This window comes from Streptomyces sp. CAU 1734 (assembly GCF_039888735.1).
Lineage (GTDB): Bacteria > Actinomycetota > Actinomycetes > Streptomycetales > Streptomycetaceae > Streptomyces.
The window spans coordinates 76851-100203 of the sequence record NZ_JBDQQP010000022.1; the positions used below are offsets into that span (position 1 = coordinate 76851).

The following is a 23353-nucleotide window of genomic DNA, read 5'->3' on the forward strand; positions in this document are numbered from 1 at the left end:
GGCCAGGATATTGCCGCCCCGCTCACCGGGACCGCCTTCCGGTACCGGCGGGCGACGGCGGCGGGATCCGGCGGGCGTCCCGCACCACGCGCCGTCCGTGCCGTGTCACGGCACCTCCCGGCGCCGGGCTCCCGCCAGGGCGCCCGCGCACCTCCCGCACCTCCCGGCCGCACCGGCCGTCCGGACCCGTCCACCGCCGTACGGGTGCCGGCCCGCACCCGGGAGAGCCCGGCTCAGCCCATCCGAGGGGGAATCGCCCATGCCACTGATCGCCCTGGTCGTCGAGCAGTACATACAGACGCGGTTCGGCCTCACGGCCGCGCTCGGACTCGCCCTGCTCACCGTGGGAGTGAAGTCCGAGAACGCCGCCTGCGCGGGCATCGGCGGGGTGCTGCTGCTCTCCCCGGCCCTCGCCTCCGGCCGCTGAGAGGGGAGCGGGGTCAGAAGATGTCCGGGCACCAGGGGCGGCGCGGAGTGCGGAACACCGACTCCGCGACCGCCGCCGCGCCCGGCCGGTTCTCCTCCACCGTGCCCAGCGCCGCCAGCCGGACCGGCGAGGCGTCCCCCAGATAGAGCGCGCCCAGCTCCCCGATGTCCATCGTCAGATCCGCCGGCCCGGCCGTCGGGACGCACTCCGCCCCCTCCGGCGACACCTCCAGCCGGAAGCGGCCCCCGGCAAGACCCATCCGGTCGCGCAGTTCCAGGACGAGACCGGCGGAGACCGCGTACCCGCGCGCCTCCAGCGCCCGGGGCACATCGAGGATCCGCAGCCACATCATGTCGGCCAGGGTGGTGATCCGGGCCGCGCGCGGATCCGGGAGGTACTGGGGCAGCAGATCGTCGGGCGCGCGATTGCCCGAGCGCACGGTGACCACCCAGTCGATGGAGCAGAGGAACTGCCACAGCGCCCGCTCCGCCGCCGGGTTCACCGCCAGCAGATCCCGCACCCTCAGCGTGTTCAGCGGCTGCTTGGCGTCGCCCCAGGTGTCGTCGGCGCTGTAGACCGCCAGGCCGTCGATCTCACCGGAGGCCGACCGGTACACCGCGTAAAAGGGCTCGGTCCACGGCATGCTCGGCAGCTGGACCTCCCCGGTGGCCGCCTGCCACCAGCGCTCCTTGCGCCGGACCACACCCGCCCGCACCCCCTCCAGCCGGGCGTGGAGCGCCGGGCCGAGCTCGCGCACATCCGCGCCGTCCACCAGATCGATCCGGCCGCCGCCGGCCGGGCCCGCCCGGCGCGGGTCCAGACCGGTGCGCGGGACGTCGATGCTCCACTGGGCCGTCCAGGTGGCCGGGCCGAAGCCGTACCGGCCGTAGATGGGGTACTCGGCGGCGATCAGCGAGGCCACCATGTCGCCGCGGTCCCTGGCCGCCGTCAGATCGTCGGTGATCATCCGGGTGAGCAGACCCCGCCGCCGGTGGGTGGCGGAGACGCTGACATTGGTGATGCCGTTCGACACCACCGTGCCCCCGCCCACCACACTGAGGTGCTGGGCGAAGGCGCGGTAGGTCGCGACACAGCGGCCCCGGTCGAAGGCGCCCTGCGTACGGCCGAAGTCGATCATGGACCGGCGGAGCTCGATCTCGCGCTCGCCCGGCGTCGGCGCCATCAGGAAGCCGGTGGACATGGCCCGCAGCCACTCGGGCAATTCGGACTCGGTGATGCCGCGGGTCTCAATCGTCATGCCGCCCACGCTAGGCAGAACGGCGTCAGAAAGTCGTCCGAATTTCTCCGACCCGCACGCCCCCGCCGAGCAGCGGCGCCTCCCCGATCCGGGCGGTCACCGGGGAGTCGACGCCCAGCAGCTCCAGCGCCCGGCCGAGCACCGGGCCGAGCGCCCGCGCACCGCCGTCGTCGATCTTGAAGGCGAGGGCCCGGCCGTCCGCCAGCGCCACGGCCTGCACCGCCTCCGCGCCCATCTTGGCGAGCGTGCCCGGCACCTCCCGCATCAGCCAGGTGTCGGGCCGGCGGGTGCCCGCGACGTACTCCGGGTGGGCGCGCATCGCGTCCGCCACCCGCCGTCCGGGGGTGCCGGGCTCCGCCAGGACCAGGGAGCGGAAGGCGCGGGCGAGGCCGGTGAGGCCGATCGCCATCAGGGGCGCCCCGCAGCCGTCCGTGCCGACCGCCGCGACCCGCTCGCCCGCCGCCTCCTCGACCACGGTGTGCACGAGCCGCTGGAGGGGATGGCCCGGATCGAGATAGGAAGCGCGGTCCCAGCCGTTCAGGACGCAGGCGGCGAGCATGGCCGCATGCTTGCCTGAGCAGTTCATGGTGACCTTCTCGCGCACCCGGCCGGCGGCGAGATAGCTCTCGGCCTCGACCGGGTCGAGCGGCAGATCGGGCGGGGTGCTCAGATCCGCCGCGGTCAGACCGTGTTCGGCCAGCATGGTGTGGACGAGTGCGAGGTGGAAGCCCTCGCCGGAGTGGCTGGCGGCGGCGAGTGCGAGCCGCTCACCGGTGAGGTCGAGCCCGGCCCGCAGCACGGCGGCGGCCTGGAAGGGCTTGTTGCTGGAGCGGGGGAAGACGGGGGCGGCGGGATCCCCGAGCGCGTACTCGACGGAGCCGTCGGCGGCGAGCAGGACCAGGGAGCCCCGGTGGTGGCCCTCGACAAAGCCGGAACGCACGACCTCGGCGAGGACCGGCGGTATCGCGCCGGAGGTTTCGGCGGGGCGGGGCTGCTTGCTCATCGATGGCCTTCCGGAAGGGAACCCGCTTCCGGAAGGATCGCTTCAGGTCAGCAGGTCGTCTACTTGTGCTTCGCCTTCACGGTACCTGCGGGCGATCTCGGCGCTGCACTCGTCGGTGGTGCGCTGGAGGAGGTGCCGGCGGAGCGAAACCCGCTGTTCATGGCCGATCAGCCGGCCGAGACCGGCGAGGAGCTCGTCGTCCGTCCGGGCGGTGAGGTCGGAGAGCTCGACATCGCCGAGCATGTCGGCGGCGAGCAGCCGGTACTCCTCGCCGTGCGGGGTGGAGAGGGTCACATGGCGGGCTGAGGTGCGGAGCCGGGAGGGGGTGTCGGTGAGGATCTCGGAGAGCCGGTCGACCACCGGGGCCTCCGGGTCGGTGCGCCGGGCCAGCTCCGCCCGGAGGATGTCGATCCGGCCCTGGAGCAGCCGCCGCACATAGCTGAGGTCGGCCTCGTCGCGCTGAGAGTCGCGGCGCAGGGCGCGCAGCTCGGTCAGGCGCAGGGTCCGCACCTCGTACTGCGGCTGCTCGGTGAGGGTGTCCGCGCCGGCGCGCTGCTGGGGCGGCCTGGGCGGGCGGACGGCGCCGGCGCCGGAGTGGGCCGGCGCGGCGACCGCCGGCGGCGGGAGCGCCGGGGCCGATACGGGGCCGCCCGGCTGCCCGGTTCCAGATGTGCTCATATGCCTGCGTCCGTCCCCTCGACCGGTGCATGGGGTCTCACCGGGCCCGGAGGGCCGAGGGGATGCACCGCCTCCGTGCATCGTGCCACTCCGCGGCCGTCCGACGCAGGTGCTCTGCACCCGTTCAGCCCCGGATAGGTTGGTCTGTATGCGTGCTGTGGTGCAGAGAGTGGACGGCGCCAGCGTCGTCGTGACGGATGAGTCCGGGACCTCGACGGTCGGCGAGATCCCCGGCGAGGGGCTGTGTGTGCTGGTGGGGGTCACCCATGAGGACACCCCGGAGAAGGCGGCGCAACTGGCCCGCAAGCTCTGGACGATGCGGATTCTGGAGGGCGAGAAGTCCTGCTCGGAGGTGAATGCACCCTTGCTGGTGATTTCGCAGTTCACTCTCTACGGGGACGCCCGCAAGGGCCGCCGCCCCACCTGGAACGCGGCGGCGCCGGGGCCGGTGGCGGAACCGCTGGTGGACGAGGTGGTGACCCGGCTGCGGGAGCTGGGCGCGACGGTCGGCACGGGCAGGTTCGGCGCGAGCATGCGGGTCTCGATGACCAACCAGGGGCCGTTCACGGTGCTGCTGGACATATGACCGCGCCGGGGCCGCGGCGGGGCCGTACGGCTGTCGCCCCGGCCCCTCCGGTCCCTACGGCTCGACGACCGTCTCCTGAGCCGCCGCGGTCTCCCCCGCCATCAGCTCCGCGTCCACCGGTACGTTCCGCTTCACCAGCGCCAGCGCGATCGGCCCCAGCTCGTGGTGGCGGGCCGAGCTGGTGACGAAGCCCAGCGGGCGCCCGTCCGGGCCGTCCGAGGCCAGCCGGACCGGTGTGCCGTGCCCCGGCAGATGCACCTCGCTGCCGTCCAGATGGAGAAAGACCAGCCGGCGCGGCGGCTTCCCCAGATTCTGCACCCGGGCCACCGTCTCCTGGCCCCGGTAGCAGCCCTTCTGGAGGTGGACGGCGGTGCCGATCCAGCCCAGCTCGTGCGGGATGGTGCGGTGATCGGTCTCGAAGCCGAAGCGGGGCCGGTGACCCTCCACCCGCAGCGCCTCGTACGCCAGGATCCCGGCCGCCGGGCCGTGCGCGGCGGCGAACGCCGGCAGATCGGCGCGCGGCAGGAAGAGATCCCGGCCGTGGGACATCTCGCGGACGACCACACCCCCGGGCACCTCGGCGATGGATCCGGCGGGCAGATGCACCACCGCGAAGTCCGCGGTCCGGTCGGCGACCTCGACCCGGTAGTAGAACTTCATCGACTCCAGATAGTCGATCAGCTCCCCCTGCGAGCCGGCCTCCACATGGATCCAGACGGTGTCGCCGGTGTCCACCAGATAGAGGGCATGCTCGATATGGCCGTTGGAGGTGAGGATCAGCGACTCGGTGGCCCGGCCCGCGGGAAGGTCGGTCATGTGCTGGGTGAGCAGCAGATGGAGCCAGACCAGCCGGTCCTCGCCGGTGACGGTGACCACCGCGCGGTGCGAGAGATCGACCAGACCCCTGCCGTCGGCGAGGGCCCGCTGTTCGCGGAAGAGATCGCCGTAGTGCGCGGCGACGCCTTCGTCGACGCCCTCGGCGGGGACGGCACCGGGCAGGGACAGCAGAGGGCTCTTCACAGTGGCCATGGGGAAAGCCTACGACTCGCCGGCCGGCGCCCCGTCGGCGCGATCCCCGGACCCGGAGGAGGCCGCCTCGGCGGCGCTCTCGCGGGCGGCCGTGCACCCGCCGCACCTGCCGAAGATCGCGAAATGCTTCATGTCGGTGTCGAAGCCGTCGAAGGTCTCGCGCAGCCTCGCGGTGAAGTCGGCGGCCACGGAGACATCGGCCTCGATCACCGCCGAGCAGTCCCGGCAGACCAGATGGATGTGATGGTGCCGGTCGGCGAGATGGTAGGTGGGCGCGCCGTGGCCCAGATGGGCATGCGAGACCAGCCCCAGCTCCTCCAGGAGCTCCAGGGTCCGGTAGACGGTGGAGACATTGACCCCGGAGGCGGTTCTGCGCACCTCGCAGAGGATGTCGTCCGGTGTCGCGTGGCCGAGGGTGTCGACCGCCTCCAGGACAAGCTGGCGCTGCGGGGTCAGCCGGTAGCCGCGCTGCCGCAGATCACTCTTCCAGTCGGTGCTCACCACGCTCCCAGTGTAGGCAGGCGCGGCGGCGGTGCCGCCGGTCCGGCGGCCCGCTCGCGGCATTGGCCTACTTGAAGAAGGTGATCCCGTCGTCCGGGAGGTCACCGAGGTCCTTGGCCCAGGACTCCACCTGCTCCGGGGTGACGACCTTCTTCAGATGCGCCGACATGTACGGCCGCAGCGGAACCTCCGGGGTGGACTTCTCGCCCACCCACATCAGGTCGCCCTTGACATAGCCGTAGAGCCGCTTGCCCCCGCTGTAGGGGCCGGACGCGGCGGTCCGCGCGACGGCGTCGGTCACCAGGTCGATCTGCGGCTTCTGATCGGCGAGCTCGCCGTACCAGACCTCGACCACGCCCTGGTCGCGGACCATGACGATCTCGACCTTGCGGTCCTTGTCGATGCGCCAGTAGCCGTGCTCGCTCTCCAGCGGCCTGACCTTGCCGCCCTCGGCGTCGAGGACCCAGCTGTGCGAGGAGTACTCGACGAAGTCCCGCCCGTCATGACTGAAGGTGACGGACTGGCCGAAGTTGCACTTCTCGGCGCCGGGGAAGTCGGAGACGCCCGCGCCCTCCCAGGTGCCGAGGAGGAAGGCGAGGGGGACGAGGTCCGGGTTCAGGTCGGACGGAATCTCGATCATGATCAGCTCAGGCGATCTGTGGGGAGGGGCGGTACGGAAAGGGCGGTCAGCGCTGGCCCTGGTACAGCTTCTTCACGGTCAGGGCCGCGAAGGCGCCGACGCCGACGCAGACCAGAACCAGCAGGGCCTCGAAGAAGAACTCAAGCACGGGGTGCTCCTCGGTACGCACGGGGGACCGCGGGGTGGAAACGGACCGGTCCCCAGCCTAATGGGTTGGGGCCCGGCCGCCGGTGTGAGGTCGGCCGGCGTCGGCGGGAAAGCCGTTGCCCGGCCGGGAGACCCCACCGGATCCGGCCCGCCGACTTCCTCCGTGCATCGTGCACACATCCGGCCCGCCGGGGATGCGCGGGGTCGCGGCGGCCCGGATTACAGTTCGGTCATGGCGAAGAAGCTCGTGATCAAGGTGACCGCAGGTGCCGACGCGCCCGAGCGGTGCTCGCAGGCGTTCACGGTGGCGGCGGTCGCCGTGGCCAGTGGGGTCGAGGTGTCGCTCTGGCTGACCGGCGAGTCCTCGTGGTTCGCGCTGCAGGGCCGGGCGGCGGAGTTCGAACTGCCGCACGCGGCACCGCTGCCGGAGCTGATCGACTCGATCCTGACGGCCGGGCGCATCACCCTGTGCACCCAGTGCGCGGCCCGCCGGGAGATCACCGGGGAGGACGTCCTGGAGGGCGTGCGGATCGCGGGGGCGCAGGTCTTCCTCGGCGAGATCATGGGCGAGGGCGTACAGGCGCTGGTCTACTGACCGGCCGGGCGCCGGCCGCTCACGGCCTGCGCTTGCCGTCGAGTTCGTCCCACCACTCGTCGGACTCGGGGTCACCGGTCGGCGAGTCCCCCCGGCGCCGCCGGCGCGGCGGGGGCGGCGGCGGCTGTTCCTCGTCCCACCAGGGATCGTCCGGGCCGCGCCGGTTGGCGATGATCGCCGCGAAGGGCGGAATGACCATCGCCACCACACACATGGCGACGGCCGCCGGGACCGACCAGAGCCTCACCAGGGCCCCGGCGGTGACGAAGAGAAGCAGGCACACGCCCATCAGCAGGAAATAGGCACGCCGCCGCCGTGCGTACATGTCTCCAGCGTACGACCGGATCGGCCCCCCGCCACCGAACGGGACGGGCGGCGGGCACAACCGAAGGGCCGCACCCCGATCCAGTGGCGTCCAACCCCCGGGGATGCGGCCCTTCGGCCGTTCAATATGATCACCGATCGCTCGACGGATGATCAATGGGCGGTCGAGCCGCCCGGGTCCGGCCCGCGTCAGACGGCGATGGCCACCTCGGCCAGGCCACCGGTCTGCGCGACGACCGTACGGTCGGCCGTGCCACCCGGCACCAGGGCGCGGACGGTCCAGGTGCCCTCGGCCGCGTAGAAGCGGAACTGGCCGGTCGCCGAGGTCGGGACCTCGGCGGTGAACTCGCCGGTCGAGTCCAGCAGCCGGACGTAACCGGTGACGGGCTCGCCGTCGCGGGTCACATGGCCCTGGATGGTGGTCTCACCGGGCTTGATCGCCGAGGCGTCGGGGCCCCCGGCCTTCGCTCCACACATACGGTTCTCCAGATCAGGAAGCTTCGGAAAGCAGGGAAGGGCAGGACTACTTGGCGGCGCCGAGCTCGATCGGCACGCCGACGAGGGAGCCGTACTCGGTCCACGAGCCGTCGTAGTTCTTGACGTTCTCGACACCGAGCAGCTCGTGCAGCACGAACCAGGTCAGGGCCGAGCGCTCGCCGATGCGGCAGTAGGCGATGGTGTCCTTCGCCAGGTCGACCTGCTCGTCCTCGTAGAGGGCCTTGAGCTCGTCGTCCGACTTGAAGGTGCCGTCGTCGTTGGCGTTCTTCGACCACGGGATGGAGCGGGCGGTCGGGACGTGGCCCGGACGCTGCGACTGCTCCTGCGGAAGGTGGGCCGGGGCGAGCAGCTTGCCGCTGAACTCGTCGGGCGAGCGCACGTCGACGAGGTTCTGCGTGCCGATCGCGGCGACGACGTCGTCACGGAAGGCGCGGATGGAGGCGTCCTGCGGCTTGGCCTTGTACTCGGTGGCCGGGCGCTGCGGGACTTGCGCGCCGTCGACCAGGTCGCGGGAGTCCAGCTCCCACTTCTTGCGGCCGCCGTCGAGCAGCTTGACGCTGTCGTGGCCGTAGAGCTTGAAGTACCAGTAGGCGTAGGACGCGAACCAGTTGTTGTTGCCGCCGTAGAGGATGACGGTGGTGTCGTTGCCGATGCCCTTGGCGGAGAGCAGCTTCTCGAAGCCCTCCTGGTCGATGAAGTCACGGCGGACCGGGTCCTGGAGGTCCTTCGTCCAGTCGATCCGGATCGCGTTCTTGATGTGGTTCTTCTCGTAGGCCGAGGTGTCCTCGTCGACCTCGACAATGGCGACCTGCGGGTCGTCGATGTGGGCCTCGACCCAGTCGGCGTCAACCAGGACGTCGCTGCGGCTCATGCTGTTCTCCTCCGGGGCAGTGTGCGGCGGGCGGTGCGAAGAAAGCTTGCGAATCAGCTGTGCGGGAGCGTGAGGGACGCGGGGAGGCGTGCGTACGCGGCGCACAGCGGGTGGCCCTGATCCGTGAGAGGGGTCGAAGGGCCGGGGCAGGGGAGCGAACGCTCCCGCTCAGATGGCGCGACAGAGCATGGCGGCGACGCGGCACAGGTCGACTGCCCGCCGCTTCGTGAGATCCGCCTGTCGCTGCTTCATGCGACCGATCGTAGGGACGAAGCGCCCGCAATGTCACCGGTGTGTCAAATACCGAGACACGATCATCCACTATTCGATACGAAGACGAGGTTGCACCGGGTCCGGAACCACTCCTTCCAGGTCTCGGCCCCCTTGGCCTTCTACCCATCGGACAGAGCCGTCTCACCATGCGGCCGACCGGGCCGGGGAAGCGCGGGCGGGGCTTCTGTAGTGGACGTTCCATCCAGTACGTTCGGGGGATGCAGACCAGGACACAGCGGCACGGTACGCCCGCGGCGGACGAGGACCGGCCCGGCACACGGGAGCGGATCGTCCGGGCCGCCTCGGCGCTGATGCAGCGCCAGGGGTACGAGGGCACCGGGATCAAGCAGATCTCGCAGCGGGCCGAGGCCACGCTCGGCTCGGTCTACCACTTCTTCCCCGGCGGGAAGCAGGAGCTGGCGGTGGCCGCGGTGCACCGCGGGGACGAGGAGTTCTCCGGGGTGCTCGGGGAGCTGCTGGACAGCGAGCCCGATCCGGGCGCGGCGATCGGCGCCGTCGCCCGCAGCCTGGCCGAGTCGCTGCGCGCCTCGGAGTGGGCCGACGGCTGCCCGGTCACCGCCACCGCGCTGGGCACGGCCGCCCGCTTCCCGGACATCCGGGAAGCGGCGGCCGAGGCGTTCACCCGCTGGCAGGGGCTGGTCGGCGAGCGGCTGCGGGCGGCGGGCATCGACGACAGGACGGCGGACGAACTGGCGAGCACGGTGATCAGCACGCTGGAAGGAGCGGAGTTCGCGGCACAGGTCGCCCGGGACGAGCGCGCGCTGCTGCTGGCAGGGGTCCATCTGGACCGGCTGGTCTCCCTCCATCTGCCGGACTGACCGCCCTCCCGGGGGAGAGAAGGCGCGGCACAGGGTGCGGACCGCCGGCGCCAATCCGCTCACGCCGGGACCCTTGCTCCCGGCCCTCCTCGCCCCGGAGGTGACGGCGGAGACCGGCGTCCCGCTGACCATCGCCTTCCATCCGGGCCCGGTCACGGAGCGGCTGACCCGGATCCCGGTCCGGAATTAGCTACTCCACTACTGCTGGTACGCCCCTCCGGTGATCCTCTCCGCCGCGGCGCTGCCGCGGATGGCCACCGCCGTCGGGTGAGGCCCGGGGGCCTCACCCCACCAGCGCCACATCCCTGCCGGTGCCGGAGAACTCGATCCCGCCCTGATCCACCCGGGCGCGGTCGAGCTTCAGGCCCACGGGCAGGCGCTCGATCCTCAGCTCGTAGTCCAGGGCGCGGCGCAGCTCGGTGTCGAAGCCGGGCACCGGCAGATCGGGCAGGGACTCGGCCCTCAGCCGGACCGTGTCGCCGCCGGTGAGCTCGACCTCGCTGTGCACGGTGACACTGCGGTCCCCCAGCGCGTCCGCCACGGCGCGGGGCACCGGTATCCCCGCCCCCTCCAGCACCCGGACCAGCGGACCCGTCACCTTGACCTGGTTCTTCGCGGCCCGGTCGGCACCCGCCCAGGAGACGGTGGCACCCCCGGGCGCGGACCTGGCGAGATCGGCGTAGGAGATCCTCGCGGAGCCGTCGGCCCGCGCGGCGACGGCGGAGGAGAAGTTGCCCCGGATCAGCACATCGCTCAGCTCGGCCCGGACCTCGGTGACCCGCACGGGCCGGCCGCCGGCGCTCGCGGTGATCCCGGCGAGACTGATGTCGACCCGTTCGAGCCGGCGATCCGCGACCTGGGTGAGGAAGGGGAAGCCCTTGATCGAGACCTCGGGGGTGTCGCTCAGATCCTGGCTGCTTCTGATCCGGTCGGCGGCCTCGGACTCCGCGTAGTGGACCGCGATCCGGTCCGCCGCGATGAAGATCCCGCCGAGGACCACGGCGAGGATCAGGAGTATTCGCACGGCGCGCATGATCGGTCTCCCCCAGCTGGCGATTCGGCCGCTCTCCGCGCCCTTTCACCCGGCTCCGGACAACACCCTGTCGCTGGGAACCGACGAACGGGCGGCTCCTTTGGTTCCGGTGCCCGGGGCCGCCGCGCGGCCCCGGGCACCGGATCCGGGCCGGTCAGGCCAGCATCCGGCCGATCAGATAGACGCCGGGCGCGGCAGCGGTCAGCGGCAGCGCCACCCCGGCCGTGAAGTGGACGAACCGGGAGGGATAGTCATAGCTCGCCACCCGCAGTCCGATCAGCGCGAGGCCGCCGGCGCCCAGTCCGAGCAGCACCCCGCCGGAGCCGAGATCCGCCAAGCGGCCCGCGAGGGCACCGGCACCGGCGCCCGCGGCCAGGGCCGCGGCGACGGAGACGATCCCGGGCAGCGGCAGCGCGCGGACCACGACGGCGGCGGCGACCGCGACCGCGCCGGTGATCACCGCCGCGTCGGCGGCCGCGAAGTATCCGGCCGCGAGGACGGCCAGGGCCGCCGAGGCGACGGTGGCCATCAGGCCCTGCATGCGTTCGTCCGGGCTGGCATGGCTGCGGAGCTGGAGGACGAGGGTGATCAGCACCCAGACGCCGAGGGTGCCGAGGATCGCGGCGGGGGCGTTCTCCCGGCCGGCGGTGAGCAGGACGCCATCGGCGACGAGCCCGCCGGCGAAGGCGAGCGCGATGCCCTGCCGGGCCGGCCACATGCCGTTCAGCCGGAACCAGCCGGCCGCGGTGACGGCCTGGAGCAGGACGAGCGGGAGCAGCAGGGCGTACGAGCCGATCGCCGCGCCGCCCGCGATGAGCAGGCCGAGTCCGGCGGTCAGCACGGCCGGCTGGATCCCCGGCGGAATGATCGGTGAGCGCCCCTCGGCACGGGCCCGCTGAGCGTCGGTGATCCGGGCGTTGCCGCCGGTGGTGGGGGTGGTGTAGCCCTCGGCGGGCTCCGGGGCGGCGGGTCCGGCGGGGGTGCCGGGCCCGGCGGCGCGGTGCGGGGCGGGTGCCTCGGGCGGCAGCGGAAGCGCCCCCTGGAGCGACCCGGGAGGTGCGGGCGCGACCGGTGCCCGCCGGTGGCCGCCGTGCGCCTGCGGGGGGTACGCCTCCCGCACCGGCGGCAGATGGGCGGTCTCCTCAACGGCCGGCCCGGGCGCGGGCGCGGCGGGCACCGCCGGCTGGTACTGAGTGCTCCAGGTCTCGCCCTCCCAGGTCTGGGCGGACTCCTGGTACTCCCCCGGCGAGGGCTGCGGGTACTGGTACGGCCCGCTCTGTCCGTACGCCCGGGGTGCCTGCGGCTGGTGGTACGGACCCGGCTGCTGCTGCGGCTGGTGGTACGGACCCGGCTGCTGCTGCGGCTGGTGGTACTGCTGCTGCCCGTAGGGGTCCGGCTGCCCGTACGGATCCGTACCGTGCGGATCCGGCTGCTGCCCGTACGGATACTGCTGATCGCTGCTGTCACTGCTCATGCTGTGCGGTTCACCCTCCTGCGAACGGCGGGAGCACCTCGACCGTGCCGCCCTCGGCCAGCCGTACGGTCTCATGGTCCCGGACCCCGACGGGGTCCCCGTCGATCAGGAACGAGCACCGCCGCAGCACGCGCGTCAGCTCGCCGGGGTGCCGCTGCCGGACCCCCGCGAGGGCCTCGGCGAGCGTGCCCGCCTCGTACGGCTCCGCGTCGGTCCCGGCCGCGGCCCTCGCCGCCGCCCAGTAGCGGATGGTCACCGCCGGCATATGCCTCTCCCCTGTCGGTCGTCCGCATCCATCATGAGCCATCGCCGGCGGACTCCGGATCGGCGAGCCAGGCCCCGATCCGGCCGAGCAGCCGGTCGCCGGCGGCGTTCTCGGCGTGGCCCATCCCCGGCTCCAGCCAGAGCCGGACCGGATCCCCCGCTCCCGCGGCGGCGGCGAGGGCCCGGGGATGGTCGAGCGGGAAGTACGGATCGCGGTCGCCGTGCACGATCAGCAGCGGGGCCGGCGCGATCAGCGGCACCGCCTCCACCGGGGAGAGCGGTACGGGGTCCCACGCCGCCGGTTCGATCCGGGTGCGCAGCCCGTACCGGCCCACCGCCCGGCCCAGCGGCCGGGACACCACCCAGTGCAGCCGCCGCATCGGAACGGTGCCCCGGTAGAACCAGCGGGCGGGCGCGCTCACCGCGGCGACGGCGTCCGCACCGGCGGCGGACACCCCGTTCACGGGGGCGTGCGGGTCACTCTGCGTATATGCGGCGTGCGCCCTGTGCGCCTCCCGCGCTTCGATACGCCCCCGGCTCAGCGACCGGCCGGGGCCGGCGCCCGGCCCGTACAGCGCGGCATGGCGCAGCACCACGGATCCGCCCATCGAGAACCCCGCCGTCACCACCCGCCGGTGGCCCAGCTCACGCGCCCAGGCGACGGCCGCCGCCAGATCGAGAATCTCGCGGTCACCGACCGTGCAGCGCCCGCCGGACCGGCCGTGACCACGGAAGGAGAAGGTCACCACGGCCGCGTGGGCGGCGAACACGCCCGCCGCGCGGCGCACCGACGGCCGGTCCAGCGAGCCGCTGAAACCATGGGCGATCACGATCGCGGTCTCGTCCCGAGGGCGGGTTGTGCGCGATTCGAGCGCCCCCGTACGCGGTCTGTACTCGGCTTCGATCGGGACGCGATCGAAAGTGGTAAGAGTGGTACGCAGGGCTTCGCGGAAAGAGCCGCGCAAAGCCGGCAGGGCGTCCGCACTGTGAAATCGGCCCTCTGGCTCGGAACGCATGTGAGCTATTGTGCTCGGAGAGGATCCGGGCGACGCAGCCCCCGGGTCCTTTTGTGTTTTCTGACCGTTGTTACGAGCAGATGAACCAACCGTACAAAGCAGGGCCGCACCAACGTCCTCGCAGGGACCGAGGAGGAACCGACGTTATGGGCGAGCGAACCGTGCACCAAACAATGACCCGGACCGGGGCAGGTGGGGCGCGATGAGTTCCCTTCTGCTGCTGACGAATGCCCTCCAGCCGTCGGCGGAGGTACTCCCCGCCCTCGGACTGCTGCTGCACAGCGTGCGCGTGGCACCGGCCGAGGGCCCCGCCCTCGTGGACACTCCCGGGGCCGATGTGATCCTGATCGACGGCCGCCGCGAGCTCCCGCAGGTGCGGTCGCTCTGTCAGCTGCTGCGGTCCACCGGGCCCGGCAGCCCGCTGATCCTGGTGGTGACCGAGGGCGGCCTCGCCGCCGTCACCGCCGACTGGGGTGTCGACGACGTCCTGCTCGACACGGCGGGACCGGCCGAGGTGGAGGCCCGGCTCCGGCTGGCGATGGGCCGCAGGCAGATCGGCTGCGACGACTCCCCCATGGAGATCCGCAACGGCGATCTCTCGGTGGACGAGGCGACCTACAGCGCGAAGCTGAAGGGCCGGGTGCTCGATCTCACGTTCAAGGAGTTCGAGCTGCTGAAGTACCTCGCCCAGCACCCCGGCCGGGTCTTCACCCGGGCCCAGCTGCTCCAGGAGGTCTGGGGGTACGACTATTTCGGCGGTACGCGGACGGTCGACGTCCATGTCCGGCGGCTGCGCGCCAAGCTCGGCCCCGAGCACGAGTCGCTCATCGGCACCGTACGGAATGTCGGCTACCGCTTCGTCGCCCCCGAGAAGGTGGAGCGGGAGGCCGCCGAGGCCGCCTCGGCACTCACCCGTTCGGGTGAACCCGCCGAGCAGCAGAAAGCCGCTGTAAGCCCTGCCCAGAGGTAGGTCACCACGCGTAGACTGCCGCGCGTGGCCAAGGTGACGCGGGACGATGTGGCGCGACTGGCGGGGACTTCGACCGCCGTCGTCAGCTACGTCATCAACAACGGACCCCGGCCGGTCGCCCCGGCCACGCGCGAGCGAGTACTCGCCGCGATCAAGGAACTGGGGTACCGACCGGACCGGGTCGCCCAGGCGATGGCGTCGCGGCGGACCGACCTCATAGGAATGATCGTCCCCGACGCACGGCAGCCGTTCTTCGCGGAGATGGCCCACGCGGTCGAGCAGGCGGCCGCCGAGCGCGGGAAAATGGTGCTGGTCGGGAACTCCGACTACCGCCGGGAGCGCGAGGTCCACTACCTCCGCGCCTTCCTCGGCATGCGGGTCGCCGGTCTGATCCTGGTCAGCCAGGGTCTGACCGAGCAGGCCGCGCAGGAGATCGAGGCGTGGGAGGCCCGGGTCGTGCTCCTGCACGAGCGCCCCGAGGCGATCGACGACGTCGCGGTCGTCCTGGACGACGTCGGCGGCGCCCAGCTCGCCACCCGCCATCTGCTGGAACACGGCTATCCCTATGTGGCCTGCCTCGGCGGCCCGGACACCACCCCGCCGGTCGGCGACCCGGTCACCGACCATGTCGAGGGCTGGCGCCGCGCGATGCTGGAATCCGGCCGCTCGGTGGAGGGCCGGCTCTTCAAGGCCCCCTTCAACCGCTACGAGGCGTATCAGGTCGCCCTGAAGCTGCTGTCGGGCCCGGACCGCCCGCCGGCGATCTTCTGCTCCACGGACGACCAGGCGATCGGCGTGCTGCGGGCCGCCCGCGAGCTGCGCATCGACGTCCCGGGCGAGCTGGCGGTGGCCGGCTTCGACGATGTGAAGGAAGCCCATCTGACGGACCCCCCGCTGACCACGGTCTCCTCCGACCGTCCGGCGATGGCCCGGGTCGCCGTCGATCTGGTCCTGGACGAGAGCCTCCGGCTGGCCGGCTCCCGCCGCGAGCGGGTCCGGCTCTTCCCGTCGGGCCTGGTCATCCGCCGCTCCTGCGGCTGCGGCTGAGCCCCGGGCCGCGCCCGCCGGCCCTCCCCCGCCCGGAGACCCGGGCCCCTGAACGCCCACCGGTGGGCCACTGCCCCGCGCCAGGGCGCCCACGACCCGGAGGAAGGCCGCCGGCCGGGAGAACCGGCGGCCGGACCGGGGCACCGCGGGAGAACACCCGGGGGCCGCTCGGCCGGGGCCCGATCACCCCGGCCGGCCGTGCCGCGGGCACCCCGGACGCGTGGCCGCCGCCCCCGGCGGCGGGCGGGAGCGCTCCCGCCGGGCGGATCAGACCCGCCGCCGGCTGTGCGCGTTGACCTCGGCGACCGCCGCGCTCAGCGCGTCGGACGAGGTGAGCCTGCGCAGATTCTGCGGCAGCGCGTCCCACTCCACACCGCCGTGCAGCGGGCGGAGCTGAACTCGCCCTCCCACATGGCCCATTACCCTTCCGACGCGCTTGCCGGCGGTGTCCGTGACCACCTCGCCGACCCGGTAGCGATATTCGTTGTAGTTTGCAGCACTCATGAACGACCACCTCAGTCCAATGCCGAACCAACTCCCGCCGAACGGCGTCGGGTTGGCATCGCGGTTACCCGGAGCACTCTTCCGGGTGAGAGCCGGAGCGGCGCACACGCGTATGAACTCGCCCCGGCGGGGGATGTCGGCGGACTGAATGACGGCGGCCCGCTGGGCCCGTCCGGGATCGTTCATCGCTGCCCCTCGGCTCGGTCGGTGCTGGACTGAGAGAGTCAACCGGGAGCCCGCTCCGGCCACCACCGCGCAAATGCCGCACTTCTGCCGCGGAGTTGCGGCACCGGATACTCTCACCTGGGAAGTTTTCTCCGGCGCCGGAGGTACGAGAATGACCGCCAGACGACACGGATTTATTCAGCATCGGAAGTCATGCGGTTACAGTCAGGAGAAGTTCGCGGAAGAGGTCGGCGCCGACCGGACCACGGTTCAGCGGTGGGAGAGCGGCAGATCCGCGCCCCACCCCTGGCAGCGCCCCAAGATCGCGAAGCTCCTCAAGCTGACCACTGAGGAATTGGCAGTGCTCCTGGCACCGGACACGGCTGCCGGAGCGGAAGAAATGTTCGACACCGTCAAGGCGGAACCGGCCGATCGGGGCCGGGACTCGGCCCTGGCGGAAAGGCCGCGGGAAGCACAGGCTTCAACAACTCCGGGGCCCCACACCCAAGACGGAGACGACCCCATGAAGCGCCGCAACCTATTGCGCGGCGCGCTCGCTGCCGGACTGGCCGGTCCCGGGCTCGCCGCTTTGACCAACGCCCGTCACGATATCGATGCCGCGCTGGCCGCCGACCCCAGCGCGGCCGACATCGGATTCTGGGAGACCACGACCGAGCGATACGGATACGGATACCGGGGGCAGAACCCCAGCGATGTCCTTTCCCATCTCCTGGAGGACTTCGCGGAGTTGCATCCGCTGCTCTCCCGGCCCCAGACCGTGAAAAGCCGGACGGAACTCTGCTACATCACCGGACGGATGGCCGGCATGACCGCGATCGTCCTGCACGATCTCGGTCAACACCGCGAGGCGCACCGCTGGTTCGGGACGGCCGGACGGGCCGCCGAACAGTCCGGCGACCGGCTGCTGCACTCCTGGGTGCTCGGCCGCGAGGCCATGGTCCCGCTGAACTACGGCGCACCGCGGGCCGCCGCCGCGCTCGCCTCCCGGGCGCGGCAGCTGGCCGGTGCCAAGCCGTCCGCCGCCGCCGCGCTCGCCGCCGCCGTCGCCGCCCGCGCGCATGCCGCCACCGGCGACCGGGAGAAGGCGCTGAAGGCGGTCGCCGACACCGAGGCCATCGCCGAGCGCCTGGTGCCGCAGCAGCGCACCGACACCTGGTTCGGCTATCCGCTCCAGAAGCACTTCGTCCACGCCAGCCAGGCCCTGACCCAGCTCGGTGAGACGCGCAGGGCGTACGAGGCCCAGGAGCGGGCCCTGGAGCTCTCCCGGGCGCCCTCGCTGATGACCAGGGCGCTGATCGCCATCGACCGGGCGTCCTGCCGGGCGCACGACGGCGAGCGGGCCGAGGCGGCGCACATCGCGGCCGAGGCGTACAGCAGTCTGCCCCCCGGCTACCGCGGCGGTCTCACCCGGACCCGTGCCGTGGCCTTCTACCGGTCGCTGCCCGCCGGCGCCCCGGGCGCCGACCGGCTCGCGGACACCCTCGCCGCCGCCACCTGAGCCGGGGATTCATCCGGCTTCCACCGAGTTCTGCGCGGCTTCTCAGTGGCAGTTCAGACGGTTCTCATGTGCGGCCGGGAGAGTCGGGGGCATGACGGACCACTACCGCGATCAGGCCCACGAGGCACACCCGCCGTACCATCCGCAGGCGTACGACGCCGCCGCGGGCGCCCCCTGGGCCGCCTATCCGCCGCCCCCCGCCGAACCCCCGGCCGCCGCACCCCGGCACCGGGGCCGCGGCAGGCGCCCGATCGGCCTGGTGCTGGCCGTCGCGGTGCTCGCCGCCTCGATCGGGGGCGGCGTCTCCGTACTGATCGACCGGGCCGCCGGCAGCGAGGCCGCACGGGGCTCCACCGGGATCAGCGGCACCACCGTCTCCACCACCAGCGCCGGAACCGTGGCCGGGGTCGCCCAGGCCCTGATGCCCAGCATCGTCGAGATCAGGGCCGGCCAGTCCACCGGCTCCGGGGTGATCATCACCTCCGACGGCGAGATCGTCACCAACAGCCATGTGCTCTCCGGCGCCCAGACCGTCCAGGTGCGGCTCAGCGACGGGAAGACATACACCGCCGATGTGATCGGGACCGAGCCGGAGAAGGACCTCGCCCTGATCAAGCTGCGGGGGGCCAGTGGTCTGCGGGCCGCGGCGCTCGGCGACTCCAAGGACGTCAAGGTCGGCGAGGAAGTCGTGGCCATCGGCTCCCCCGAGGGCCTCACCGGCACCGTGACCAGCGGAATCGTCTCCGCGCTCGACCGCGATGTCACCGTCGCCAAGGAGCCCGACCGCGCCCAGCGGCAACAGCGGCAGGACGGCACCGGCTGGCCCTTCGAATTCGGCGGCCGGCAGTTCAACGGCGACACCGGCGAGTCGAAGACCACCTACAAGGCCATCCAGACCGACGCGTCCCTCAACCCCGGGAACTCCGGCGGCGCGCTGATCAATATGCGCGGGGAGATCATCGGCATCAACTCCGCCATGTACTCGCCCAGCGCCGCCAACGGGGCCGCCGGAAGTGTGGGGCTCGGCTTCGCCATCCCCGTCGACACCGTCAAGGACAGCCTCGGCGATCTGCGCGCCGGAGGCTGACCGCGACGGAGCCCGTACCGGCTCCGTGTGCGGTCCCGGCCGCCGTGAAACCCTGATCCCATGACGACCACTCCCCGTGAAGGCGAACGCATCCTCATCGTCGACGACGAGCCCGCAGTCCGTGACGCCCTCCGGCGCAGCCTCGCCTTCGAGGGGTACGCCACCGAGACCGCCGTCGACGGCGCCGACGCGCTCGCCAAGGCGGAGGCGTACCGGCCGGAGCTGATCGTGCTGGACATCCAGATGCCGAGGATGGACGGCCTCACCGCCGCCCGCCGGATCCGGAGCACCGGCTCCACCGTGCCGATCCTGATGCTCACCGCCCGGGACACCGTCGGCGACCGGGTCACCGGGCTGGACGCCGGGGCCGACGACTATCTCGTCAAGCCGTTCGAGCTCGACGAGCTCTTCGCCCGGATCCGCGCCCTGCTGCGCCGCAGCTCCTACGCCGGGCGGGCGGAGGCCCCGGGCGCGGCGGACGACGGGCACGAGGTGCTGGCCTTCGCCGATCTGCGGATGGATCTGGCCAGCCGCGAGGTCCACCGGGGCGAGCGCGCGGTGGAGCTGACCCGGACCGAGTTCACCCTGCTCGAACTGCTGCTGGCCCACCCCCGTCAGGTGCTCACCCGGGAGCAGATCCTCAAGGCCGTCTGGGGCTTCGACTTCGAACCCAGCTCCAACTCACTGGATGTGTACGTCATGTATCTGCGCCGGAAGACCGAAGCGGGCGGCGAGCCCCGGCTCGTGCACACGGTGCGCGGGGTCGGCTATGTGCTGCGGGCCGGGAGCGGTGAGGCGTGACGGGTCCGGCGGCCCGGTTCCGCGCCCTTCCGCTCCGATCCCGGCTCGCCCTGCTGGTCGCCGTCGCGGTCGCCATCGCCGTGGCGGCGGTGGCCGTCGTCTCCTGGCTGCTCACCCGCAATCAGCTCAACGCGGAGCTCAACAACACGCTCCGCAACACCTCCGCGCCCGCCGAGGCCGTCCAGCAGGCCTATGACAACTGCTACAACAACGCCCGGGTCGACCAGGACTTCCCGCCCTTCGCCTATTTCCAGCTGGTGGCCCCGGACGGCAGGCGCTGCGTCGCGCCGTACTCGGAGCCGGTGAAGGTCAAGCCCTCGGACGTCGAGGTCGCCAACGGCAAGCGCAAGAGCGCGCTGCACGACAGCGTCACGGCCGACGGTTCGCCGGTCCGGGTGCACACCTCGCTGATGCGGATCGGCAACGGCCTGCCGGTCACCGTCTCGGTCTCCCGGCCGCTGGACGAGATCGACACCTCGCTGAACCGGCTGGCGCTGCTGCTCTCCGGGCTCGCGGGCTTCGGTGTCATCGGCGCCGGCCTGGCGGGCCTGTGGGTGGCGCGGACCGGGCTGAAGCCGGTGGACCGGCTGACCGGGGCCGTGGAGCATGTGGCCCGCACGGAGGATCTGACCATCCACATCCCGGCCGACGGCGAGGACGAGATCGCCCGGCTCTCGCGTTCGTTCAACGCGATGACCGCCGCGCTCGCCTCCTCCCGGGACCGGCAGGCCCGGCTGATCGCGGACGCGGGGCATGAGCTGCGCACCCCGCTGACCTCGCTGCGGACCAATATCGAGCTGCTGGCGCGGAGCGAGCAGACCGGCCGGGCGATTCCGCCGGACGACCGGCGCGCGCTGCTGGCCTCGGTGAAGGCGCAGCTGACCGAGCTGGCCGCGCTGATCGGGGATCTTCAGGAGCTCTCCCGGCCCGACGCCGCGCAGGGCGGGCCGCTGACGGTGGTGCCGCTGCACGAGATCGCCGGCACCGCGCTGGAGCGGGCCCGGCTGCGCGGTCCGGAGCTGGTCTTCGAGACCTCGCTGGCGCCCTGGTGGGTGCGGGCCGAGCTGGCCGCGCTGGAGCGGGCGCTGGTGAATGTGCTGGACAACGCGGTGAAGTTCTCGCCGCCCGGCGGCACGGTGGAGGTGCGGCTGGCGGCGGGTCAGCTGACGGTGCGCGACCACGGGCCGGGGATTCCCGCCGATGAGCTGCCGCATGTCTTCGAGCGGTTCTGGCGCTCGCCGTCGGCGCGGGCGCTGCCCGGCTCAGGGCTCGGTCTCTCGATCGTGGCGCGCACGGTGCAGCAGGCCGGCGGCGGGGTGGAGCTGACCCCGGCGGCCGGCGGCGGTACGCGGGTGGCCATCAGCCTTCCCGGGGCCGCCGAGCCGCCGCCCGCGGTACCGGCCCCGCCGCGGCCCCCGGCACCGCCCTCCTTCTGAGGAGGCCGGGGAGGCGCGCGGCACAGAGGGAAGCGGGGCGGCGGGCCCTCCCGGCCCCGCCGCCCCGCCCTCGTGCCACCGTCCTACTTGATGACGGTGATCCGTCCCGGCGCCGGCGGGGTCAGCGGCGCGGACGCGCTGGACTTCGCGAGCGTGTCGATGAGGACATCCAGGTCGGAGGCTCCGACGAGCTTGTTCTTGTGCTCCTTGAGGACGGCGAAGCCGTCGCCGCCGCCGGTGAGGAACTCATTCATGGCGACCCGGTAGGTCCTCGCCGGGTCGATCGGCTCGCCGTTCAGCCGCACCGAGCCGGTGACGACCCGGTCGGCACCCGCCCTGGTCATGTCCAGGGTGTAGGTGAAGCCCCGGGAGACCTGGAGGATCTTGGGCGCGCCCTGGTTCGAGCCGCTGACCTGCTGCTGAAGCGCGGTGACCAGCTGGGCGCCGGTCAGGTCCACCACATTCATCATGTTGGTGAACGGCTGCACGGTGAACGCCTCGCCGTAGGTCACCACTCCGTCGCCCTCGGCGCCGGACGCCTTGTGGGTCAGCGGGGCGCGGATGCCGCCCGGGTTCATCAGGGCGAGCTGCGCACCGCCCTTGTCGGCCGGGGCGAGCGCGTCGAGCTGTGCGTCCGCGATCAGATTGCCCAGCGGGCGCTCCTCGGTGAACGGGTTCTCGATGTCGGCGGCGATGTGGCCGACGGGACGGTTGGCGACCGGGGCGGCCAGCGTGTTCCAGCGGTCGATCAGCGCGGTGATGTCCGGCGCCTTGGGCACATCGCGGGTGACGACGTGGTTGGCGGACTTCACCGAGGTGCGGACCACGTCGCCGACGCGGCGGTCGTAGGTCAGCGTGGTGTCGGTGTAGAGCCGGCCCGCCGAGGCGGCCGAGGTGACGGTGCGCGGGTTGCCGGAGGGGTCCGGGATGGAGCAGGCGTACGCCTGGTGGGTGTGGCCCGTCACCATCGCGTCGACCTGCGGGCTGACGTTCCTGGCGATCTCCACGATCGGGCCGGAGATCCCGTCGCCGGGGCCGGGGCTGTCGCAGTTGTAGTTGTACGAGGAGGAGGCGGGCGAGCCGCCCTCGTGCAGCAGCGCGACGATCGCCTTGACGCCCTGGCGCTCCAGGATCCGGGCGTACTTGTTGATCGACTCGACCTCGTCGGCGAACTTCAGGCCCTTGATGCCCTCGGAGTTGACGATGTCCGGGGTGCCCTCCAGGGTCACTCCGATGAAGCCGATCTTGACGCCGTTCTCCTTCCAGACCCAGTACGGGTCGAGGAGCGGCTTGCCCGTCTTCTCGTGGTTGACGTTGGCGGTGAGGTACGGGAAGGCGGCGCCCTTGAAGCGCTTGCCCTTCTCGTAGCAGCCCTCGGTGGGGTGACAGCCGCCCTTCTGGATCCGGGCCAGCTCCTTGGCACCCTCGTCGAACTCGTGGTTGCCGACCGAGCTGACGTCGAGCTCCAGCTTGTTCAGCGCCTCGATGGAGGGCTCGTCGTGGAAGAGCCCGGAGAGCATCGGGGTGGCGCCGATCAGGTCACCGGCCGCGGCGGTGACGGAGTAACGATTCCCCTTGCGGGCCTCGCGCAGATGGGTGGCCAGATACTCGGCGCCGCCCGCGTCGATGGTCCGGGTGGTGCCGTCCGGGTTGGTGTGGGTGACCCGGCCGCCCGAGCCCGAGGGCGGCTGCAGATGGCCGTGGAAGTCGTTGAAGGAGAGGAGCTGGACGTCGACGGTGCGGTCCTTGCCCCGGTGTCGCTCGTCCTTCCCCTGCTGCGCGGAGGATCCGGCGGGCATGGCGGCGACCAGCGCCCCCAGGGTGGCCAGTCCGGCGACCGCGGCGAGCGTGCGCTTGACCCGGCGCTCCGTTCTCGTGCGCTGGGTGCTCTGCGGGACGGGTGTCATCGTTCCCCTTGCTGGTTGGGCGGTTGAAATGGGGGGCTGCGAGCGCAGCCTAGAGTCAACGCGCGTAGCGCGACAGAGGGATGAGGTCACGACCTGATTGCCTTCGCGCGCCGTCCGGGGCCGGATCGCGCCCGGAAGTGCGTTCTCCGCCAGCGGCGGTATTCGGCCATAGCGGAACGCCGATCAACCAAAACCCCTCCCCCCGAGGTCACTTCAGGCGATGCCGCTGCGCGGCGGCCCTGCCCGGACGGGATCACGTCACGGAACACCACAGCCGTACGGACAGGGCCGCTCCGGCGGCGGAACCGCACCGACCCGTCGCACCCGCCCCGGCGGCCGTCCGAATGAATCCGGACAGGCCCCTCCGATCCATCGGAAACCCAATGGAACCGGATCAAGCGGGGGCACGTACGGGCACGGCGACGGCCGCCGCGCACGGCAGCACAGCGACACCGCCCGCC

The 23353-nt window shown here is 72.2% G+C and carries 25 protein-coding genes; 10 read left to right on the forward strand and 15 right to left on the reverse strand.

Going from position 1 to position 23353, the window contains the following annotated elements:
• The first annotated feature begins 259 nt into the window (after positions 1–259).
• On the forward strand, positions 260–427 hold the full coding sequence (locus AAFN69_RS31790; RefSeq protein WP_347732361.1) for a hypothetical protein: 168 nt from the start codon (positions 260–262) through the stop codon (positions 425–427).
• Between the two features lie 13 nt (positions 428–440).
• Here AAFN69_RS31790 and AAFN69_RS31795 read toward each other — a convergent pair whose 3' ends face one another.
• Genes AAFN69_RS31795 through AAFN69_RS31805 form a run of 3 tightly spaced genes read right to left on the reverse strand, consistent with a single transcriptional unit; the run spans position 441 to position 3366 of the window.
• Positions 441–1685 carry a GNAT family N-acetyltransferase gene (locus AAFN69_RS31795; protein WP_347732362.1) on the reverse strand — a complete coding sequence of 415 codons (1245 nt, stop codon included), beginning with the start codon at positions 1683–1685 and terminating at the stop codon, positions 441–443.
• Between the two features lie 25 nt (positions 1686–1710).
• Positions 1711–2688 (reverse strand): asparaginase, encoded by a 978-nt coding sequence (locus AAFN69_RS31800; RefSeq protein ID WP_347732363.1) that lies wholly within the window; start codon positions 2686–2688, stop codon positions 1711–1713.
• 42 nt (positions 2689–2730) lie between these two features.
• Positions 2731–3366 (reverse strand): ABC transporter substrate-binding protein, encoded by a 636-nt coding sequence (locus AAFN69_RS31805; protein ID WP_347732364.1) that lies wholly within the window; start codon positions 3364–3366, stop codon positions 2731–2733.
• Between the two features lie 148 nt (positions 3367–3514).
• Here AAFN69_RS31805 and dtd point away from each other — a divergent pair, with 148 nt between their 5' ends.
• The gene (gene dtd, locus AAFN69_RS31810; RefSeq protein WP_347732365.1) at positions 3515–3952 is read left to right on the forward strand and encodes a D-aminoacyl-tRNA deacylase; all 438 of its coding nucleotides are present in this window, start codon (positions 3515–3517) and stop codon (positions 3950–3952) included.
• A gap of 54 nt (positions 3953–4006) precedes the next feature.
• Here dtd and AAFN69_RS31815 read toward each other — a convergent pair whose 3' ends face one another.
• From AAFN69_RS31815 to AAFN69_RS31825, 3 genes are all read right to left on the reverse strand, one after another.
• Positions 4007–4972: a glycine cleavage T C-terminal barrel domain-containing protein gene (locus tag AAFN69_RS31815; RefSeq protein ID WP_347732410.1), complete on the reverse strand. Its 966-nt coding sequence runs from the start codon at positions 4970–4972 to the stop codon at positions 4007–4009.
• An 18-nt stretch (positions 4973–4990) separates the two neighbouring features.
• Positions 4991–5485 carry a transcriptional repressor gene (locus tag AAFN69_RS31820; RefSeq protein WP_347732366.1) on the reverse strand — a complete coding sequence of 165 codons (495 nt, stop codon included), beginning with the start codon at positions 5483–5485 and terminating at the stop codon, positions 4991–4993.
• A gap of 64 nt (positions 5486–5549) precedes the next feature.
• On the reverse strand, positions 5550–6122 hold the full coding sequence (locus AAFN69_RS31825) for an FABP family protein (RefSeq protein WP_347732367.1): 573 nt from the start codon (positions 6120–6122) through the stop codon (positions 5550–5552).
• 379 nt (positions 6123–6501) lie between these two features.
• Here AAFN69_RS31825 and AAFN69_RS31830 point away from each other — a divergent pair, with 379 nt between their 5' ends.
• Positions 6502–6864, forward strand: coding sequence for a DsrE family protein (locus tag AAFN69_RS31830; RefSeq protein WP_347732368.1), 363 nt, complete (start codon positions 6502–6504; stop codon positions 6862–6864).
• Between the two features lie 19 nt (positions 6865–6883).
• On the opposite strand, the gene AAFN69_RS31835 is transcribed toward AAFN69_RS31830, so the two are convergent.
• The 3 genes from AAFN69_RS31835 to AAFN69_RS31845 form a co-directional block, all read right to left on the reverse strand.
• Positions 6884–7189 carry a DUF3099 domain-containing protein gene (locus tag AAFN69_RS31835; protein ID WP_347732369.1) on the reverse strand — a complete coding sequence of 102 codons (306 nt, stop codon included), beginning with the start codon at positions 7187–7189 and terminating at the stop codon, positions 6884–6886.
• A 188-nt stretch (positions 7190–7377) separates the two neighbouring features.
• Positions 7378–7665: a DUF1416 domain-containing protein gene (locus AAFN69_RS31840; protein ID WP_347732370.1), complete on the reverse strand. Its 288-nt coding sequence runs from the start codon at positions 7663–7665 to the stop codon at positions 7378–7380.
• A gap of 46 nt (positions 7666–7711) precedes the next feature.
• Positions 7712–8557, reverse strand: a complete 846-nt coding sequence (locus tag AAFN69_RS31845; RefSeq protein ID WP_347732371.1) for a sulfurtransferase — start codon at positions 8555–8557, stop codon at positions 7712–7714.
• Positions 8558–9048: 491 nt separating this feature from the next.
• Here AAFN69_RS31845 and AAFN69_RS31850 point away from each other — a divergent pair, with 491 nt between their 5' ends.
• On the forward strand, positions 9049–9669 hold the full coding sequence (locus AAFN69_RS31850; RefSeq protein WP_347732372.1) for a TetR/AcrR family transcriptional regulator: 621 nt from the start codon (positions 9049–9051) through the stop codon (positions 9667–9669).
• 283 nt (positions 9670–9952) lie between these two features.
• Here AAFN69_RS31850 and AAFN69_RS31855 read toward each other — a convergent pair whose 3' ends face one another.
• The 4 genes from AAFN69_RS31855 to AAFN69_RS31870 form a co-directional block, all read right to left on the reverse strand.
• Positions 9953–10702 carry a DUF2993 domain-containing protein gene (locus AAFN69_RS31855; protein WP_347732373.1) on the reverse strand — a complete coding sequence of 250 codons (750 nt, stop codon included), beginning with the start codon at positions 10700–10702 and terminating at the stop codon, positions 9953–9955.
• A 154-nt stretch (positions 10703–10856) separates the two neighbouring features.
• On the reverse strand, positions 10857–12176 hold the full coding sequence (locus AAFN69_RS31860) for a hypothetical protein (RefSeq protein ID WP_347732374.1): 1320 nt from the start codon (positions 12174–12176) through the stop codon (positions 10857–10859).
• Between the two features lie 10 nt (positions 12177–12186).
• Positions 12187–12441 (reverse strand): MoaD/ThiS family protein, encoded by a 255-nt coding sequence (locus AAFN69_RS31865; RefSeq protein WP_347732375.1) that lies wholly within the window; start codon positions 12439–12441, stop codon positions 12187–12189.
• Positions 12442–12472: 31 nt separating this feature from the next.
• Positions 12473–13456 (reverse strand): alpha/beta hydrolase, encoded by a 984-nt coding sequence (locus AAFN69_RS31870; protein ID WP_347732376.1) that lies wholly within the window; start codon positions 13454–13456, stop codon positions 12473–12475.
• Positions 13457–13658: 202 nt separating this feature from the next.
• On the opposite strand from AAFN69_RS31870, the gene AAFN69_RS31875 reads away from it, so the two are divergent.
• Both AAFN69_RS31875 and AAFN69_RS31880 read left to right on the forward strand, forming a co-directional pair.
• Positions 13659–14426 (forward strand): response regulator transcription factor, encoded by a 768-nt coding sequence (locus AAFN69_RS31875; protein ID WP_347732377.1) that lies wholly within the window; start codon positions 13659–13661, stop codon positions 14424–14426.
• 24 nt (positions 14427–14450) lie between these two features.
• Positions 14451–15473, forward strand: a complete 1023-nt coding sequence (locus AAFN69_RS31880; RefSeq protein ID WP_347732378.1) for a LacI family DNA-binding transcriptional regulator — start codon at positions 14451–14453, stop codon at positions 15471–15473.
• Between the two features lie 267 nt (positions 15474–15740).
• Here AAFN69_RS31880 and AAFN69_RS31885 read toward each other — a convergent pair whose 3' ends face one another.
• On the reverse strand, positions 15741–15977 hold the full coding sequence (locus AAFN69_RS31885; RefSeq protein WP_347732379.1) for a hypothetical protein: 237 nt from the start codon (positions 15975–15977) through the stop codon (positions 15741–15743).
• Positions 15978–16665: 688 nt separating this feature from the next.
• Here AAFN69_RS31885 and AAFN69_RS31890 point away from each other — a divergent pair.
• The 4 genes from AAFN69_RS31890 to AAFN69_RS31905 all read left to right on the forward strand — a co-directional run bounded on the left by AAFN69_RS31890 (position 16666) and on the right by AAFN69_RS31905 (position 20985).
• Positions 16666–17661, forward strand: a complete 996-nt coding sequence (locus tag AAFN69_RS31890) for a hypothetical protein (protein WP_347732380.1) — start codon at positions 16666–16668, stop codon at positions 17659–17661.
• Between the two features lie 91 nt (positions 17662–17752).
• Entirely contained in the window at positions 17753–18748 is a 996-nt protein-coding gene (locus tag AAFN69_RS31895) for a trypsin-like peptidase domain-containing protein (protein WP_347732381.1), read from the forward strand.
• A 60-nt stretch (positions 18749–18808) separates the two neighbouring features.
• Complete coding sequence (locus AAFN69_RS31900) at positions 18809–19549, forward strand: response regulator transcription factor (RefSeq protein ID WP_347732382.1); 741 nt, start codon at positions 18809–18811, stop codon at positions 19547–19549.
• Entirely contained in the window at positions 19546–20985 is a 1440-nt protein-coding gene (locus AAFN69_RS31905) for a HAMP domain-containing sensor histidine kinase (RefSeq protein ID WP_347732383.1), read from the forward strand. The genes AAFN69_RS31900 and AAFN69_RS31905 overlap by 4 nt, the downstream gene beginning before the upstream one ends.
• Positions 20986–21068: 83 nt before the next feature.
• Here the strand turns inward: AAFN69_RS31905 and AAFN69_RS31910 are convergent, their stop codons facing one another.
• A complete protein-coding gene (locus AAFN69_RS31910) occupies positions 21069–22892 on the reverse strand; it encodes a bifunctional metallophosphatase/5'-nucleotidase (protein ID WP_347732384.1) in 1824 nt (607 codons plus the stop codon).
• Positions 22893–23353: the final 461 nt, after the last annotated feature.